Below are 13,763 nucleotides of genomic sequence, written 5' to 3' on the forward strand. Positions count from 1 at the left end.
CTTGACAGACATAGAGGAGTCAAAAACACAAGCACATCACGGACACCACAAAGCCGCCAACAAAAGTTTCCCGCCTGTGGATAACTCCGGACGGATACGGCGTTGCGGCAGGTGGGCAGCCTGTGGATACCTTTGTGGGCATAGGAGCGCACGGTTCTTCACTTGATGGTCATAAGCTGAGATATTGGCGGGCTTCGTAGGTCGCTGCCCCGCAGGGTCTGGGAGTAGTAGCCGCTCAGCGCTTGCGGTGCAGGCGTCTTCGGCGGGTCCGGCGGCGGCGAGCCCGACTGGTCGACCGAACTTGGGGCCGACCTGACCGCTATGGCCAAGGCGCGCGGGGAACTCGCGGTCGACTTCGCGGCGGCCTGGTAGAACGGTAGGGGCATCCCCTCTACGACAAGGAAACCCCGCACCCATGGAATTCCCCCAGCTCGCCCCCTGGCAGATCGCTCTCTGGGGGCTCGGGCTCGCGTTCGTTCTCTTCGTGCTGTTCGGCATGACCCGGGTCGCGCGCCTGTACGCGCCCTACCTCAAGACCCTCCATGAGCAGGCCGCGTCCTGGGCGCACCATCACCGCATCGACTATGCCGCAAGAGATCAGCGCTGGCTCAACGTGCCTCGCCGCATCCATCCGCGGGGCTTCTCGACAGTCCCGACCACCTCCGTCAAGGCCGATGACGGCTCTACGTTCACCATCACCCCGGACGCCACCTTCGGAGCGGTGACGGCCCGGCCCGGCACCTCTGACGTGACACTGGGGCTCGTGGTTGAGCACGTCATGAACTGGACCGTGCAGGGCATGCCGATGACCGCGATGCAGACGCGGACCCCTGTTGCATCCGCCGTTACCCGAGAGTCGAAGAGCCACTTCTGGAACGCCTTCAAGTACCGGTACTGGCAGATCGTCATGGTCCGGCTCCCGCAGCCGCTGCCGTCGCTGGGGATCCTCCCGAACAGCCGCATCATGCGGCACGCGTCGAACCAGTTGGGGTATCGGGACCTCACGCTCGAATACCAGGACTTCAACCGGCAGTACTACATCGTCTCCAGCGACGACCGCTTCAGCTACGACGCGCTGATGCCCCAGACCATGGAATGGCTGCGCCGCCTGGAACTCGGTCCGCAGCAGCTGCTGGTCATCGACGGGGACTGGTGTCGCCTCGCGAAGGCGCAGCCGATGAAACTCGAAGAGCTGCAACCGCAAGCCGAGATCCTGGCGGGCTTCGTCAGGTCGCTGCCCCGCAGGGTCTGGGAGCAGTAGCCGTTCAGCGGCTGCGGCGCAGGCGTTCTCGTCCGAGGAGCCAGATGGCGTGGACGCCGTCGGTCCAGGTGATCTTCTTGCCCTCTTCGCGGCTGCGCGCGGTGTAGGAGATCGGGACCTCGAAGGGGCGGATGCCCTTCTTGAGGAGCTTCGCGGTCAATTCGGCCTCCATGCCGAAGCCCGTCGAACGGATGTTCAGGTCCAGGTACATCTGCCTCGGCAGGAGCTTGTAGCAGGTCTCCAGGTCTGAAATGTACGAGTTGAACAGGACGTTCGCAGCGAGCGTGATCCCCTTGTTGCCCATGACGTACCAGAACGAGTACGCCGAATGCGAACCGAAGGTCCGCGAACCGTAGACCACCTCGGCCTTGCCGTCCAGGATCGGGGTGAGGAGCCGGGCCAGGTCGCTGGCCTCGTATTCGCCGTCGGCGTCGAAGACCACCACGTAGTCCCCGCTGGCCTCCCTGGCCGCGGTGCGGATCGCCGCGCCCTTGCCCTTGTTGCGTTCGTGGCGGATCAGCGTCACACGAGGTTCGTCCTCAAAGGAACGCAGTACTTCCCAGGAGCGGTCACGGGAGCCGTCGTCCACGGCCACGATCTCGGTCTCGCAGGGGAAGTCCACACCGAGGAGCTCCTTGAGAGTCCCGGCGGCGAGGCGCTCCTCGTTGTACACCGGGACAAGAATCGACAACAGCATTGGGGAGCTCCATCCCACACGTCCGAAACACGGTCTCGTAACCATAACGCGCGAACGCCAAGGGCTGATCGGCCGACGGCGTCGTGTTCAATGGAGCGGTGCTGCTCATCCTGTGGCTCCTGGTCCTTCTGCCCGCGCTCGCCTATGCCCTCCGCCCTGCCGAGGGCTCCGTCCTCGCTCCCGTGCGCCTGGCCGTCGTGCGCGCGGCCGTCCCGCTGGGCGCCTACGCCGTCGCCGTGGTGGAGATCGCCTCAGCGCTGCACACCCTGAACACCGTCGCCGTCGCCATCGCCTGGACGCTCGCCACCATCGCCATCGCCGCCGCCGCCGTCGTCATCCGCTCCATCCGCGACGTGGCGCCCGCCGAGCGCGTCCACCCCGCATTGGTGCTGCGCGAGGAGCTCCGGAGCAGACGCGGCGCCACCCGTCGCACCTGGCGGCGCACGAAGTCGGCCGCCGCGGCGGCCCCGGCCTGGCAGTGGGGCCTCTCCTGCGTCGTCGCGATCCTCCTCATCAGCGCCGGGGTCCTCGCGATCGCCTCGGCCCCCAATAACTTCGACTCCCAGACCTACCACCTCCCCCGCATCGACCGATGGCTCCAGAACGGCTCGGTCGACGCGTTCGCCACCGGCATCCACCGCCAGGTCGACCTCGGCCCCGGCAGCGAATACCTCCTCGCCCACCTGCACCTGCTCTCCGGCGGCGACGGGGCCTACAACCTCGTGCAGTTCTTCGCCGCCATCGGCTGCGCCATCGCCGCCTCGCGTTTGACCGCCCAGCTCGGCGGCGGCCCGATCGCACAGCTCGCGACCGTCTTCGTCGTCGCCACCACCCCCGAGATCCTGCTCCAGGCCTCCAGCACCCAGGTCGACCTCGTGGCCGCGGCCTGGGTGGCCTGCCTCGCGACCCTCGTGCTTGACGAGTTCACTCGCCCTCGGGAGCGGATCGGGCTGGGCGACACCGAATCACCCGCGTCGTATGTGACGCCGCCGCCCGCTTCGGACGCGCTCTATCTCGGCCTGGCCCTCGGGCTCATCGCCGTCACCAAGACCACCGGGCTCCTCGCAGCCGCGCCGCTCCTGCTCATCTGGGGCATCGGACGACTCGTCCGTGACGGCAGGCGCCGCCGGGCCTGCATGTGCGGACGCAGCCCGCAGCGCTGCTCGCGCACCGACATCTCCCGCGCCGGCGAGTCCCGGGTGAAGACCGTCGCCGCTTCGCTCGCGGTGCTCGCCATCGCCGCGCTCATCGTCGGACCGTTCCTGGTGCGCATGCAGATCACCTTCGGCTCACCGCTCGGACCGGAGATGCTGCGCGAGTCGATCGGCGTGAGCACCTTCGATCCCCGCCTGCTCCTGGTCAATGCACTGCGCATCGCCCAGACCGGGCTCGACACTCCGATCGCGCCGCTGTCCAATGCGTTCGCCGCCGCTATCGCCGGCCTGGCGTCGTTGATGGGGATCGACGTCAACGACCCCGCGATCACGTTCGGCACCACCACCTTTCCCGTTCCGGCCTGGTACCCCGATGAGGACCGGGCCGCGTTCCCGCTGACCGGTCTAGCGTCCCTCGCGGGTCTGACATATTTCGTCGCCAAGGGCCCCGGCCTGCGCCGCGCCTACGCAGTCGCCGTCGCCGCGGCCTTCATCGGCGTCGCCTGCACCGTCTCCTGGCAGCCGTGGATCAACCGGCTCGTGATGTTCCTGGTCGTCCTGGCCGCCCCCGCCGCCGGCATCGCCGCGGCGGCACTCGCCCGGACCCTCGTCGCCCGCCGCCGCGCCGCCGTCGCCTGGGTCCTGATCGGCACGTTCACCGTCCTCGCCTCCGTCGCCGGCATCCTCACCGTCGCCTACGGCTATCCCCGCCGCCTGACCGGCGCGCTGTCGGTGTTCACGCTCTCGGACACCGAGGAGCGCTTCATTCGCCGACCCGAATGGCAGCCCCAGTACGAGCAGGCCGCCGCGGCCGTCGCCGCGACCTCCCCGGACACCGTCGGCCTGGTCCAGGGCAATGACTCCTGGGAGTACCCGTGGTGGATCCTGCTCCCCGAGGGCACCGAGATCGTCGCCCTCCAGACGGTCATCCCCGGCACCGAGGCAGCCGACCCGGCCTCCGTCGACGCGATCGTGTGCGCCGAGGACCTGGACGAGTGCGAGACCCTGGCACCGGACGGATGGGAGTTCCACGACCTCGGCACCGTGGGCTACGCACTCCCTCCGGACGAGGCGTTAGCCTGACCCAATGCTGCTTAGCGACCGCGACCTCGCCACCGCCGTCAAGGAAGGACGTCTGGGACTCGACCCGTTCGAGCCCGAACTCGTCCAGCCCTCCAGCGTCGACGTGCGCCTGGACCGCCGCTTCCGGGTCTTCAACAACCAGAAGTACACCCACATCGACCCGTCCCTGCAACAGGACGAGCTGACCAGTCCCGTCGACGTCGCGGGCGATGAGCCGTTCGTGCTCCACCCCGGCGAATTCGTGCTCGCCTCGACGCTGGAAGTCGTCTCCCTCCCCGACGACCTCGCCGCCCGCCTCGAAGGCAAGTCGAGCCTCGGCCGCCTGGGCCTGCTCACCCACTCCACCGCCGGGTTCATCGACCCCGGCTTCTCGGGGCACGTCACCCTGGAACTCTCCAACGTCGCGAACCTGCCCATCACCCTGTGGCCGGGCATGAAGATCGGGCAGCTGTGCGTCTTCCGCCTCACCAGCCCCGCCGAGCACCCGTACGGCTCCGAGGTCAACGCCTCCCGCTACCAGGGCCAGCGCGGCCCCACCCCGTCCAAGTCGTGGCAGAAATGGCGCACCTGGCCCACGTAGGCCGCAGCTACTTACACGCTTGTAGGGCCTGAATCGCGGGAACGGCCGAATAGCCGCGTATTCCGTCATACCCTCCGAACATGAACATCTCAGAGAGTTTCCAGGGCATGCTGGACGACGTCATCGCGTTCATCCCGCGGGCCATCGCCTTCCTGGCGATCCTCGTCATCGGCTGGTTCGTCGCGAAATGGATCGGCAAACTCGTCGGCAAACTGCTGCACAAGATCAGGCTCGACAAGGTCGGGGAGAAGTCCGGTCTGCGCCAATACACCGGCAAATACGAACTGAGCGATCTGGCGGGAAAGCTCGTCTACTTCGGACTGCTGTTGTTCACGCTGCAACTGGCGTTCGGCGCCTTCGGGAACAATCCGGTCTCGACATTGCTGAACCAGCTGGTGGCCTGGCTGCCGCAGCTGTTCATCGCGCTGGTCATCGTGGTGGTCGCCTTCGCGGTCGCCAACGCCGTGTACGAACTGGTCAGCGGCACGCTCGAACAGACCAACTACGGCAAACCGGTCGCCCGCGTCATCCAGGCCGCGATCATCTTCGTCGGCGCCGTCGCCGCGCTCGGCCAGGCCGGAATCGCCACCACCATCACCACGCCGATCCTGTGGACGGTGCTCGCCTCGATCGCCGGGGTCATCATCGTCGGCGTCGGCGGCGGACTCATCGGGCCGATGCGCCAGCGCTGGGAGAAAATGCTGCACTCGGCCGAGGGCGAGGCCGCGAAGCTCAAGGACACCCAGGCCGTGTCCGCCGACCCGACCGCCGAGTCGATGTCGCAGACGTACTCCTCGGATCGCTACGGCGCCGACGCGGATTTGCAGGCGGAGGCGACGCGGCGCCAAGAGCACCCGACCGAGCAGCCGTAGGCGCTCGGTGGGTTGGCCGGGCCCGCCAGGTCCGGTGGAAGGGAAATCGGTCGACCGATAGAAAACCCAGGACAAATATCGGTCGACCGATGGAAAACTGCAACCGCCGCTCGACAGTCGGTCGCGTTCCACACTGGTGGAGCGCGGCCGATGACGTTGCGGCACAGTCGTGACGGGACAGTTCGCAACTGCGGCATGCGGATTCCTCACGACCGTCGATAATCTTGAGCGCATGATGCATATCGACCCCTGGGTGGCAATCCTGGCTGTGGCGTTCGCCGGCGCCCTCGTCGTCAGTCTCACCCGGTTGCTGGTCAAGTGGCTGCTGATGCGCCACGCTTCGGAGCGGTCGTCGCGGGTGATCGGCAAGGCCCTGCGCCCGGCGCAGTTCATGGCCGCGACCGGCGGCGTGCAGCTGCTCCTGCTGGTCCAGAAGGAAGTCCCCGGCTGGGGCGGCAATTTGGACGGCGGGCCCGAGGGCTGGAACGCCAATCTCAGCCAGGCGCTGCTGTTCGGGACCGCCGCCAGCGGTGCGTGGCTCATTTCGAACCTGCTCAGCGTCGCCAAGGATCCGATCCAGGAGCGTTGGGGTTCACTTCAGCAGAGTGATGTGGATGGACGCAAGCGGCGCACACAGGTGATAGTCCTCTACCGGCTCATCTCGGCCGGGGTGTGGATGGTCGCGGTCGGCCTGGTGCTGTTCAACATCCCCGAACTGCGGGCATTCGGCACCACCATGCTCGGCGCGGCCGGCGTCGCCGCCGTCGTCGCCTCGCTGGCCGCCCAGACGATGCTGTCGAACCTGTTCGCGGGCATGGCCCTGGCCTTCGGCGACGCGCTGCGCCTGGAGGATGTCGTCGTCATCGAGGGCGAGTGGGGCCGCATCGAGGAGATCACGCTGTCGTACGTGGTGGTTCGGATCTGGGACGAGCGGCGCCTCATCCTGCCCACCCAGTACTTCAACGACCACGCCTACGTCAACTGGACGCGTGACAATCCGAAGGTGCTCGGCACGATCTACATGGACGTCGACTGGCGACTGCCGGTCGATGAGGCCCGCACCGAACTGAACCGGTACCTCGAGAGCCACCCGCAGTGGGACGGGCGCCGCGCCGAGATCGTCGTGACGGACGCCAGCGGCCCGTACATGCAGATCCGCTTGGTCGTCTCGGCGCCCGACCCGTCGAGCCAGTGGGACCTGCGCTGCGCCGTCCGCGAGCACATGATCCGCTGGATCGTCGACGACCGGCCGCACTGCATCCCCCGGATGCGCGTCAACAGCTACCAATCGGTCATGGACGTACGCAGCGGCACGTTCGGCGCCGAGGAGACCGGAAGCGGCCCGATCGGCGACACCGAGATCCGGGCACTGCTGAACGAGACCCCGTTCCAGCAGCGCCGCCCCGACCCGGCCTAGGCGGTTCGTAAACACCCCCGAGCGTTGGCCCGCCAAGCGAATTTGGGGGTTTTTGCTCCCTGCCAAGGGCGGTACCCAGGAGTAGCCTTCCGGAGGTGAGTCTGAATGTTGTCGATAGCCGGGGCGGCTCCAAGCGCCGCCGTGAAATCCTCGACGTGGCCGTCAAACTCCTTGCGAAGCACGGCTACCACGGTGTATCGATGGACGACATCGGCGCCGCCGCCTCCATCACCGGCCCCGCGCTCTACCACCACTTCAAGGGCGGCAAGGAGCAGATGCTCGCCGACGCCCTCATCCCCGTATCCGAGCGCCTGCTGGCGGGAGGGCGCCACTACGCCTCGCTTCACGCGGGGGACCCGCAGTCCGCGCTTGAAGCGCTTGTCGACTTCCACCTCGAAGTCACCATCGACTCGCCCGAGATCGTCATCCTCCACCTCCACGAGCTCGATCGGCTCCCTGAGGAGCCGCGTCGCGAGGTGCGCAAGCTCCAGCGCGTCTACGTGGAGGAATGGGTGCGCGTGCTGTGCGAGCTGCGCCCGGGCCTGGGTGCGGAGCAGGCGCGCGTGCTCGCCCACGGCGCCTTCGGCCTGATGAACTCCACGCCCTACCTCGCTCTCGGCCAGGAAGTCAGCACCACCGAGACCGCGGGCCTGCTGCGATCGGCAGCCCTGCGAGCCCTCGACCCCGGCTGACCTGTCGGTCCACCCGCGTACGTTTGAAATTGGGGGGTCGTCAGTGTGCCCGTTTTGAAGGCAAACGCCCGGACACTCCGAATCTTCGAGACGGTCGAAGGACTGTCACACCCCCGCGCGACTGTTGAAATGGGGGTCCCCAGGCGCCCGATTTGCGGAGACCCTCCGTGACGCTCCCGGGTCTTGCCCGGCGAGCCGTCCCGCATGCCGGGACCGCGGGATAGCATGGGCCGTGAGGAGGCGAAGATGCACCAGCCGGACCGGGTCTCACTGCGCGAGGTCGCCCCGCGCGACGGCCTCCAGAACGAACCTCCCGTATCGACACAGGACAAAATCCGCCTCATCGACGCGCTCTCGCGCACCGGACTGTCCCGCATCGAAGCCGTCAGCTTCGTCAACCCCAAGGCCGTGCCCCAGATGGCCGACGCCGCCGAGGTCTGGGCGGCCGTGGAGAAGCACCCCGGCATCCGCTACTCCGCCCTCGCCCCCAACCTCAAGGGCGTCCAGCGCGCCATCGACGCCGGATTCACCGCCGTCGAGGTCGTCATCTCCGCCTCCGAGAGCCACAACCAGGCCAACGTCGGCCGCTCCGTCGCCGACTCCCTCGCCGAATTCCCCGACATCTGCGCCCTCGCCCGCGACAACCTCGCCGGCGTCGAGGCCATCATCGCCACCAGCTTCGGCTGCCCCTTCGAAGGCGACATCGCCCCCGGCGCGGTCGCCGAAATCGTCGACGCCGCAACCGAAGCCGGCATCGACCGCATCGCCTTCGGCGACACCACCGGCATGGCCACGCCCCGGCGTGTCAACGAACTGCTCGACGCCGTCGACACCGAGCTGCCGCTGCTCATGCACTTCCACAACACCCGCGGTGCCGCGCTGGCGAACCTGCTCACCGCTCTCGACCGCGGCGTCACCGAGTTCGACGCGAGCGTCGGGGGCCTCGGCGGCTGCCCCTTCGCCCCGGGAGCCTCGGGCAATGTCGCCACCGAAGAGGTCGTGCACATGCTGCACGACATGGGCATCGACACTGGTGTCGACCTCGCCGCCCTCATCGGCGTCGCCGCCCTCGCGCAGGACATCGTCGGCCGCGAACTCGAATCCGGAGTGCTCCGCGCCGGGCCGCGGACCCCGCTGAAGTAACACTCGAGTCCTGGCCGATGCGCGCCGGCCGGCGGACGTCGACGCAGCGAAACCCGAATCCGGGTCGCTCGGCCTTGGAGCTCGGATCCCACGAATGGAAATGGAGCAGGACCCCGGCGTCTCGAACTTCGCCAGGGTCCTGCCTCCGGTCACCGCCACAGGAACATTTCGGTGACCGGCACCGGGTGAACCTCCGTAAACCCGGTCGTCTCTTCTACTCGTGCGGCGTGTGCTCGGCGAACTTCCACGCCGCCAGGGCCGAGGCCACGACGAGCAGGCCCAGCACCCCGCGCCACCCGAAGGCGGGCAGGGCGAACAGGCTGAGCGTGCCCGCCGTGAGCCCGGCGAGGACCGCCAGCGCAGACAGCACCGTCGAACCCGTCCCGTCGCCGACCTCGGCGGCGATGACGACCCGTCCGGCTATCGCGATGACCAGGCCCGAAGCGGCGCCGAGTGCCAAAGCGGCGCCAAGTGCGAAGCCGAAGTTCGGGGCCAGGGCGAGCGCTACCGCGGAGAGGGTCAGGGCCGCGAGGGAAGCCGAGCCGGTATATCGGGTCCGGGCGAGGGCCCCGACGCGTCGGGACGCGTTCGCCGCGACGACGAGGCCGAGTGCGAAGGCCCCCAAGGGCCACAGCCTGGCGGCGCTCGGGATACCGAAGTTCGCGGCGATGTCGGTGACGAGGAATGCGGTCGCGGCGGTCGCCGCGAAGGCGGTGGCCTGCGCGTACGTCGCCGAGAGGACCGGCGCCCACCGCAGTGCGGCGGTGGGGCGCTGGGTCCGGTGGGAGTCGGTCGTTGTGGTCATGGCAGCAAAGTTATGGGGCTTTCCGCATGCGGGCGTAGGTCAAACGACTGGTGTGAGTGACTGGGTTCGACCCGGTCGCCCGACCAGGTCGGGACCGCCCCGGTATACCCCAGTCGTTTGACAGATGCACCCGGTCATATCCCGTGGCTACCCTTGGGGGAGCCCCTGGTCATTTTGAGGATGGAGCCGCCGTGAAGTCGATCGCCAGCCCCGCGCGCAAGGCCTCTAAGCCAGTCGTCCAGGTGGGCCGCGATGCCGCCGTCTCCCTGTCGTACCCCGAATCGCCGACGCACCCGCCCCGCCCCGTGCTGTACGGGCGCGACGCCGAGCTCGATTCGATCCAGGCGCTGCTCGATGGCGCGCGCGTCGGCCACGGCGGGGCCACGGTCGTGCGCGGCGAGCCGGGCATCGGCAAGTCCGCGATCGTCGACGCGGTGATCGAGCGGGCCGAGGGCTTCACGGTCCTGCGGACGCTGGGTGTCGAGGCCGAGCACACCTGGTCCTACGCGGGGCTCCAGATGCTGCTGCACCCGCTGCTGGACCGGATCGACAATCTTCCTGAAGTGCAGGCGGAATCGCTGCGCACCGCGCTGGGCCTCGGCGACGGGACGGCGAAGCCGCAGCGTCTCCAAGTGGGACTGGCGGTGCTGAACCTGCTGGTCGACGCCTCCGCGAAGCAGCCGGTGTACGTGGTGATCGATGACGCGCACTGGCTCGACCGCGACTCCACCGATGCGCTGCTGTTCGCCGCGCGGCGTCTGGCGACCGAGTCGATCGCGATGGTCCTGGTAGTGAGGGACGGCTTCGCCCCCGACTTCCCCGCCCCGGGCATCCCCGAACTGACGTTGGGGCCGCTCGACCTCCAAGCCTCCCAAGCCATCCTGGACACCCGCACCGATGCGGTGCCGTATTCCGGCCGCGACTGGCTGCTGCGCCTGGCCGAGGGCAATCCCTTGGCGCTCTTGGAACTGCCGGTCGCCGACCACGAGGACCCGCTGCAACCCCCCACCACCTCGAACAGCCGCTACTCCACCACCTCCCGCATCAAGCAGGCGTTCACCGAGCGCCTGATCGCCCTGCCCGACTGCACGCGGACGATGCTGCTGGTCGCGGCGGCCGAGGAGACCGGTGAGACCGCCGTGATCGCCGAGGCCGCCGAGAAGCTCGGGGCGTGCCTGTCCGACCTGGAGCCGGCCGAGATCGACGACCTGGTCCGATACCACCAGGGCCGAATCGAGTTCGTGCACCCGCTGATCCGTTCGGCCGCTTACCACTCGTCGCCGCGAACCCGCCGAATCGACGCCCACCGGGCCCTGTCCGAGGCGTTCGGCAACGGCGACATCCGCCACGCCCGTCACCTGGCCGCCGCCACCACCGGCCTGGACGAGAAGGCCGCCGCCGCACTGGAATCGATTGCGTCCTATGAGGCCGAAAGGGGCGGCTGCGTGGCCGAGATGGCCGCCATGGAGCGCGCCGCCTCCTTCACGCCCGACCCTTGCGAGCGGGCCCGCCGCCTGGTCGAGGCCTCACAGACCGCTTACGCCGCAGGGTTGGTCGAGAAAGCGCTGGAACTGGCCGAGTCGGCCGAGCGCCTCACCGACAACCACGTCCTGCTGGCCCGCACCGCGCTCATCCGGGCGACGATCCTGTCGTGGGCCGGGGACCTGGGCGCGTTCGAGGTGTGGATGGAATCGGCCGAGCACTACGCGGTCAACGGCAATGAGAACACCGGCTACCCGCTGCTGCGCGGCGTGTGGAACGCCTGGGAGACCGGTGATTTCACCAAGGTCGAGTACGCGAACGAGCTGGCGACGCGCTTCGGCGGTTCCAACAACACCTGGGCCAAGCGCCTGGCGCGGGCCGCGGCCGGGCTGAACCGCCGCCCGTGGGTGAGCGCGGGCGAGGCAGTCGACGCGTTGCGCAGTCTGTACGACTACTACCAGCCGCTCCACGATGACTTCCACCGATTCGACCATGTCCTGGCCGCGCGCTGGCGGCTGCTAGCCGGGGACGTCCCGGCCGCGCACGCGGCGGCGAGCGAGAAGGTCCGCGACTGCCGCGAGGCCGGAGCGACGAGCCCGCTGATTCAGGCGCTGCTGGTGCAGGCCGAAGCGCAACTCCACTATGGCCGGTATGCGGACGCGCAGGCGGCCGCGACGAGCGCGATCGAACTGGCCGCCGAGACCGACGACCGCCGGGCGCTCATGCAGGGCCGGGTGTGGGTGCTGCTGCCGATCGCGGCGATCCGCGGCGAGGAGCGGCGGTGCCGGGAATTGATTGCCGCCGCGATCGAGGACGCCCCCGAGGACTCGGTGATCCCGGCCGATACGTCACTGGGCTTGCTGGACTTGGGGCTCGGCCACTACGAGGCCGCGTTCGACCGGCTGCACCGCCTGGTCGAGGGGGCGACCCCGATGGAGGTGCTGACGCAGGTGCCGACGCTGGTCGAGGCCGCTTTCCGGTCCGGACGCGCCGGCGAGGTCAAGGAGGCGTTCGGCTGGTTCGCCGACTGGGCCGACGCGACCGGCCGTCCCTACTGGGAAGCCCTCGTGGAGCGGTGCCGGGGCCTGCTGGCCACCGACGCCCAGGCTGGAGCGCACTTCGCGCGGGCCGTCGAGCTGCATCACGCCGACGACATCGACCCGTTCGAGCGGGCCCGGACCGAACTGGTCTACGGTGAGTGGCTGCGGCGGGAGCGCCGTATCAATGAGGCCCGCGCGCACCTGCGCGAGGCCACCGAGGTCTTCGAGCGACTCGGCGCGGTCCCGTGGACCGAACGGGCCCAAGGGGAACTGCGCGCCGCCGGCGACTCCACCGCGATCCAGACCGGCCCGGACCTGGCCGAGCGGCTGACCCCGCAGGAACTCCAGGTGGTCCGCCTGGCCGCCGACGGCCTGACCAACCGCCAGATCGGCGAGCAGTTGTTCGTCAGCCCTCGGACGGTCGGCTATCACCTGTACAACGCCTACCCGAAACTTGGAGTGTCGTCGCGGACGGAACTGGCCAAGCTCGACCTCTAGACACGCCATCGAACTTTGTAGCCATTGGTGCCTCTCTGTGTTACGAATCTGGCATGGAGACGATGACCCAGCGCGAGTTTCGCAATAATTTCGTCGCCATCATGACGTCAGTGGAGAACGGCGAGAGCTACGTGATCACCAGAAACGGCGTGGAGATCGCGGACGTGACTCCTCATGTCACTCGGCGAAAGGTCACCAAACAGGAGCTGTTGGAGGCCTGCCGGAAGCTCCCCCGGGTCGACTATGCGGAGATGCGAAGGGATATCGACGAGTTCTTCGGAGAGAACCGCCTGGGGGACGACGACCCCTGGGAGAGGGCCGGTACCTGATCCCAGCGGCGTTCTCGGCACCCGCGTGTACTTCGACCTCGGCAACATCGACCCTGCGCGTCCCCCGGACATTCCGGAACTCACCGCGATTACTATGGCCGAGCTCCGTCCAGGTGTCAGGTTTCTGCGGCGTATTTCGTCATAGCGGTGAAGAGCCCTTCCGCTATGAAGTTTTGGAGACCGCCATGAATATCGCGCTGTGGATCGTGACCGGGCTGCTGGCCGCCGCACTGCTCGTCAGCACCTCCAAGGCGTTCGTGCCCAGGGAGAAGATGGTCAAGGCCGGTGGCAGCGCCGCCGAATGGGTCATGGACTTCAGCCCCGGTGCCCTGTGGGCCATTGCGGCGCTTGAATTCCTGGCCGTCATCGGCCTGATCCTGCCGGCCGTGCTCGACATCCTGCCGGTCATGGTGCCGGTGACCGCCGTGTGTGTGGCGCTGCTGTTCGCGGGGGCGACGATCATGCGGCTGCGCCGTGGCGAACGGAAGACGGCCGCGGGCGACGTGTTGTATTTCCTTCTGGCCGTGTTCGTGGCGGTGGGACGCTTCGCCATCGAGCCGTTCGGCGGCTGAGCCGGGACGCCTGGACACTCCCGACTGATGCGGGTTTGTCCCCAATGGAGACCCCCAATTCAACGATACGTACCGGGTCCGACACGCATCATTGAATCGGGGACGGGGACGGGGACGGGGACGGGGACGGGGACGGGG

12 protein-coding genes are annotated in these 13,763 nt (G+C 68.3%); 10 read left to right on the top strand and 2 right to left on the bottom strand.

The features are described from left to right. Window positions 1-415: 415 nt before the first annotated feature. Window positions 416-1,261, top strand: a complete 846-nt coding sequence (locus tag FAB82_RS08910; protein ID WP_136534196.1) for a hypothetical protein — start codon at window positions 416-418, stop codon at window positions 1,259-1,261. Window positions 1,262-1,265: 4 nt separating this feature from the next. On the opposite strand, the gene FAB82_RS08915 is transcribed toward FAB82_RS08910, so the two are convergent. Further along, on the bottom strand, window positions 1,266-1,958 hold the full coding sequence (locus FAB82_RS08915) for a glycosyltransferase family 2 protein (protein WP_136534197.1): 693 nt from the start codon (window positions 1,956-1,958) through the stop codon (window positions 1,266-1,268). Between the two features lie 98 nt (window positions 1,959-2,056). Between FAB82_RS08915 and FAB82_RS08920 the strand changes: the two genes are divergently transcribed. The 6 genes from FAB82_RS08920 to FAB82_RS08945 all read left to right on the top strand — a co-directional run bounded on the left by FAB82_RS08920 (window position 2,057) and on the right by FAB82_RS08945 (window position 8,899). After that, window positions 2,057-4,195, top strand: a complete 2,139-nt coding sequence (locus FAB82_RS08920) for a hypothetical protein (protein WP_136534198.1) — start codon at window positions 2,057-2,059, stop codon at window positions 4,193-4,195. A gap of 4 nt (window positions 4,196-4,199) precedes the next feature. Next, entirely contained in the window at window positions 4,200-4,775 is a 576-nt protein-coding gene (gene dcd / locus FAB82_RS08925; RefSeq protein ID WP_136534199.1) for a dCTP deaminase, read from the top strand. 80 nt (window positions 4,776-4,855) lie between these two features. Further along, the gene (locus FAB82_RS08930) at window positions 4,856-5,647 is read left to right on the top strand and encodes a mechanosensitive ion channel family protein (RefSeq protein ID WP_136534200.1); all 792 of its coding nucleotides are present in this window, start codon (window positions 4,856-4,858) and stop codon (window positions 5,645-5,647) included. A gap of 232 nt (window positions 5,648-5,879) precedes the next feature. After that, entirely contained in the window at window positions 5,880-7,064 is a 1,185-nt protein-coding gene (locus FAB82_RS08935; RefSeq protein ID WP_136534201.1) for a mechanosensitive ion channel family protein, read from the top strand. A gap of 95 nt (window positions 7,065-7,159) precedes the next feature. Then, window positions 7,160-7,756: a TetR/AcrR family transcriptional regulator gene (locus tag FAB82_RS08940; RefSeq protein WP_246039535.1), complete on the top strand. Its 597-nt coding sequence runs from the start codon at window positions 7,160-7,162 to the stop codon at window positions 7,754-7,756. Window positions 7,757-8,002: 246 nt separating this feature from the next. Next, the gene (locus FAB82_RS08945; protein WP_136534202.1) at window positions 8,003-8,899 is read left to right on the top strand and encodes a hydroxymethylglutaryl-CoA lyase; all 897 of its coding nucleotides are present in this window, start codon (window positions 8,003-8,005) and stop codon (window positions 8,897-8,899) included. A 214-nt stretch (window positions 8,900-9,113) separates the two neighbouring features. Here FAB82_RS08945 and FAB82_RS08950 read toward each other — a convergent pair whose 3' ends face one another. Next, window positions 9,114-9,704: a hypothetical protein gene (locus tag FAB82_RS08950; RefSeq protein ID WP_136534203.1), complete on the bottom strand. Its 591-nt coding sequence runs from the start codon at window positions 9,702-9,704 to the stop codon at window positions 9,114-9,116. 191 nt (window positions 9,705-9,895) lie between these two features. Between FAB82_RS08950 and FAB82_RS08955 the strand changes: the two genes are divergently transcribed. The 3 genes from FAB82_RS08955 (at window position 9,896) to FAB82_RS08970 (ending at window position 13,625) form a co-directional block, all read left to right on the top strand. Then, window positions 9,896-12,724, top strand: a complete 2,829-nt coding sequence (locus FAB82_RS08955) for a helix-turn-helix transcriptional regulator (RefSeq protein WP_168801504.1) — start codon at window positions 9,896-9,898, stop codon at window positions 12,722-12,724. A gap of 53 nt (window positions 12,725-12,777) precedes the next feature. Then, a complete protein-coding gene (locus tag FAB82_RS08960) occupies window positions 12,778-13,053 on the top strand; it encodes a type II toxin-antitoxin system Phd/YefM family antitoxin (RefSeq protein WP_136534205.1) in 276 nt (91 codons plus the stop codon). 185 nt (window positions 13,054-13,238) lie between these two features. After that, a complete protein-coding gene (locus FAB82_RS08970) occupies window positions 13,239-13,625 on the top strand; it encodes a DoxX family protein (protein WP_136534206.1) in 387 nt (128 codons plus the stop codon). Window positions 13,626-13,763 lie beyond the last annotated feature (138 nt).

Source organism: Glycomyces buryatensis, from assembly GCF_004912275.1.
In the GTDB taxonomy this organism is placed as follows: domain Bacteria; phylum Actinomycetota; class Actinomycetes; order Mycobacteriales; family Micromonosporaceae; genus Glycomyces; species Glycomyces buryatensis.

What these genes read in the sequence shown, in the direction of transcription:
- FAB82_RS08910 (WP_136534196.1), top strand. Translation starts at nt 416, where the DNA reads ATGGAATTCCCCCAGCTCGCCCCCTGGCAGATCGCTCTCTGGGGGCTC.
- FAB82_RS08915 (WP_136534197.1), bottom strand. Translation starts at nt 1,958, where the DNA reads ATGCTGTTGTCGATTCTTGTCCCGGTGTACAACGAGGAGCGCCTCGCC.
- dcd (WP_136534199.1), top strand. Translation starts at nt 4,200, where the DNA reads ATGCTGCTTAGCGACCGCGACCTCGCCACCGCCGTCAAGGAAGGACGT.
- FAB82_RS08930 (WP_136534200.1), top strand. Translation starts at nt 4,856, where the DNA reads ATGAACATCTCAGAGAGTTTCCAGGGCATGCTGGACGACGTCATCGCG.
- FAB82_RS08935 (WP_136534201.1), top strand. Translation starts at nt 5,880, where the DNA reads ATGATGCATATCGACCCCTGGGTGGCAATCCTGGCTGTGGCGTTCGCC.
- FAB82_RS08945 (WP_136534202.1), top strand. Translation starts at nt 8,003, where the DNA reads ATGCACCAGCCGGACCGGGTCTCACTGCGCGAGGTCGCCCCGCGCGAC.
- FAB82_RS08950 (WP_136534203.1), bottom strand. Translation starts at nt 9,704, where the DNA reads ATGACCACAACGACCGACTCCCACCGGACCCAGCGCCCCACCGCCGCA.
- FAB82_RS08960 (WP_136534205.1), top strand. Translation starts at nt 12,778, where the DNA reads ATGGAGACGATGACCCAGCGCGAGTTTCGCAATAATTTCGTCGCCATC.
- FAB82_RS08970 (WP_136534206.1), top strand. Translation starts at nt 13,239, where the DNA reads ATGAATATCGCGCTGTGGATCGTGACCGGGCTGCTGGCCGCCGCACTG.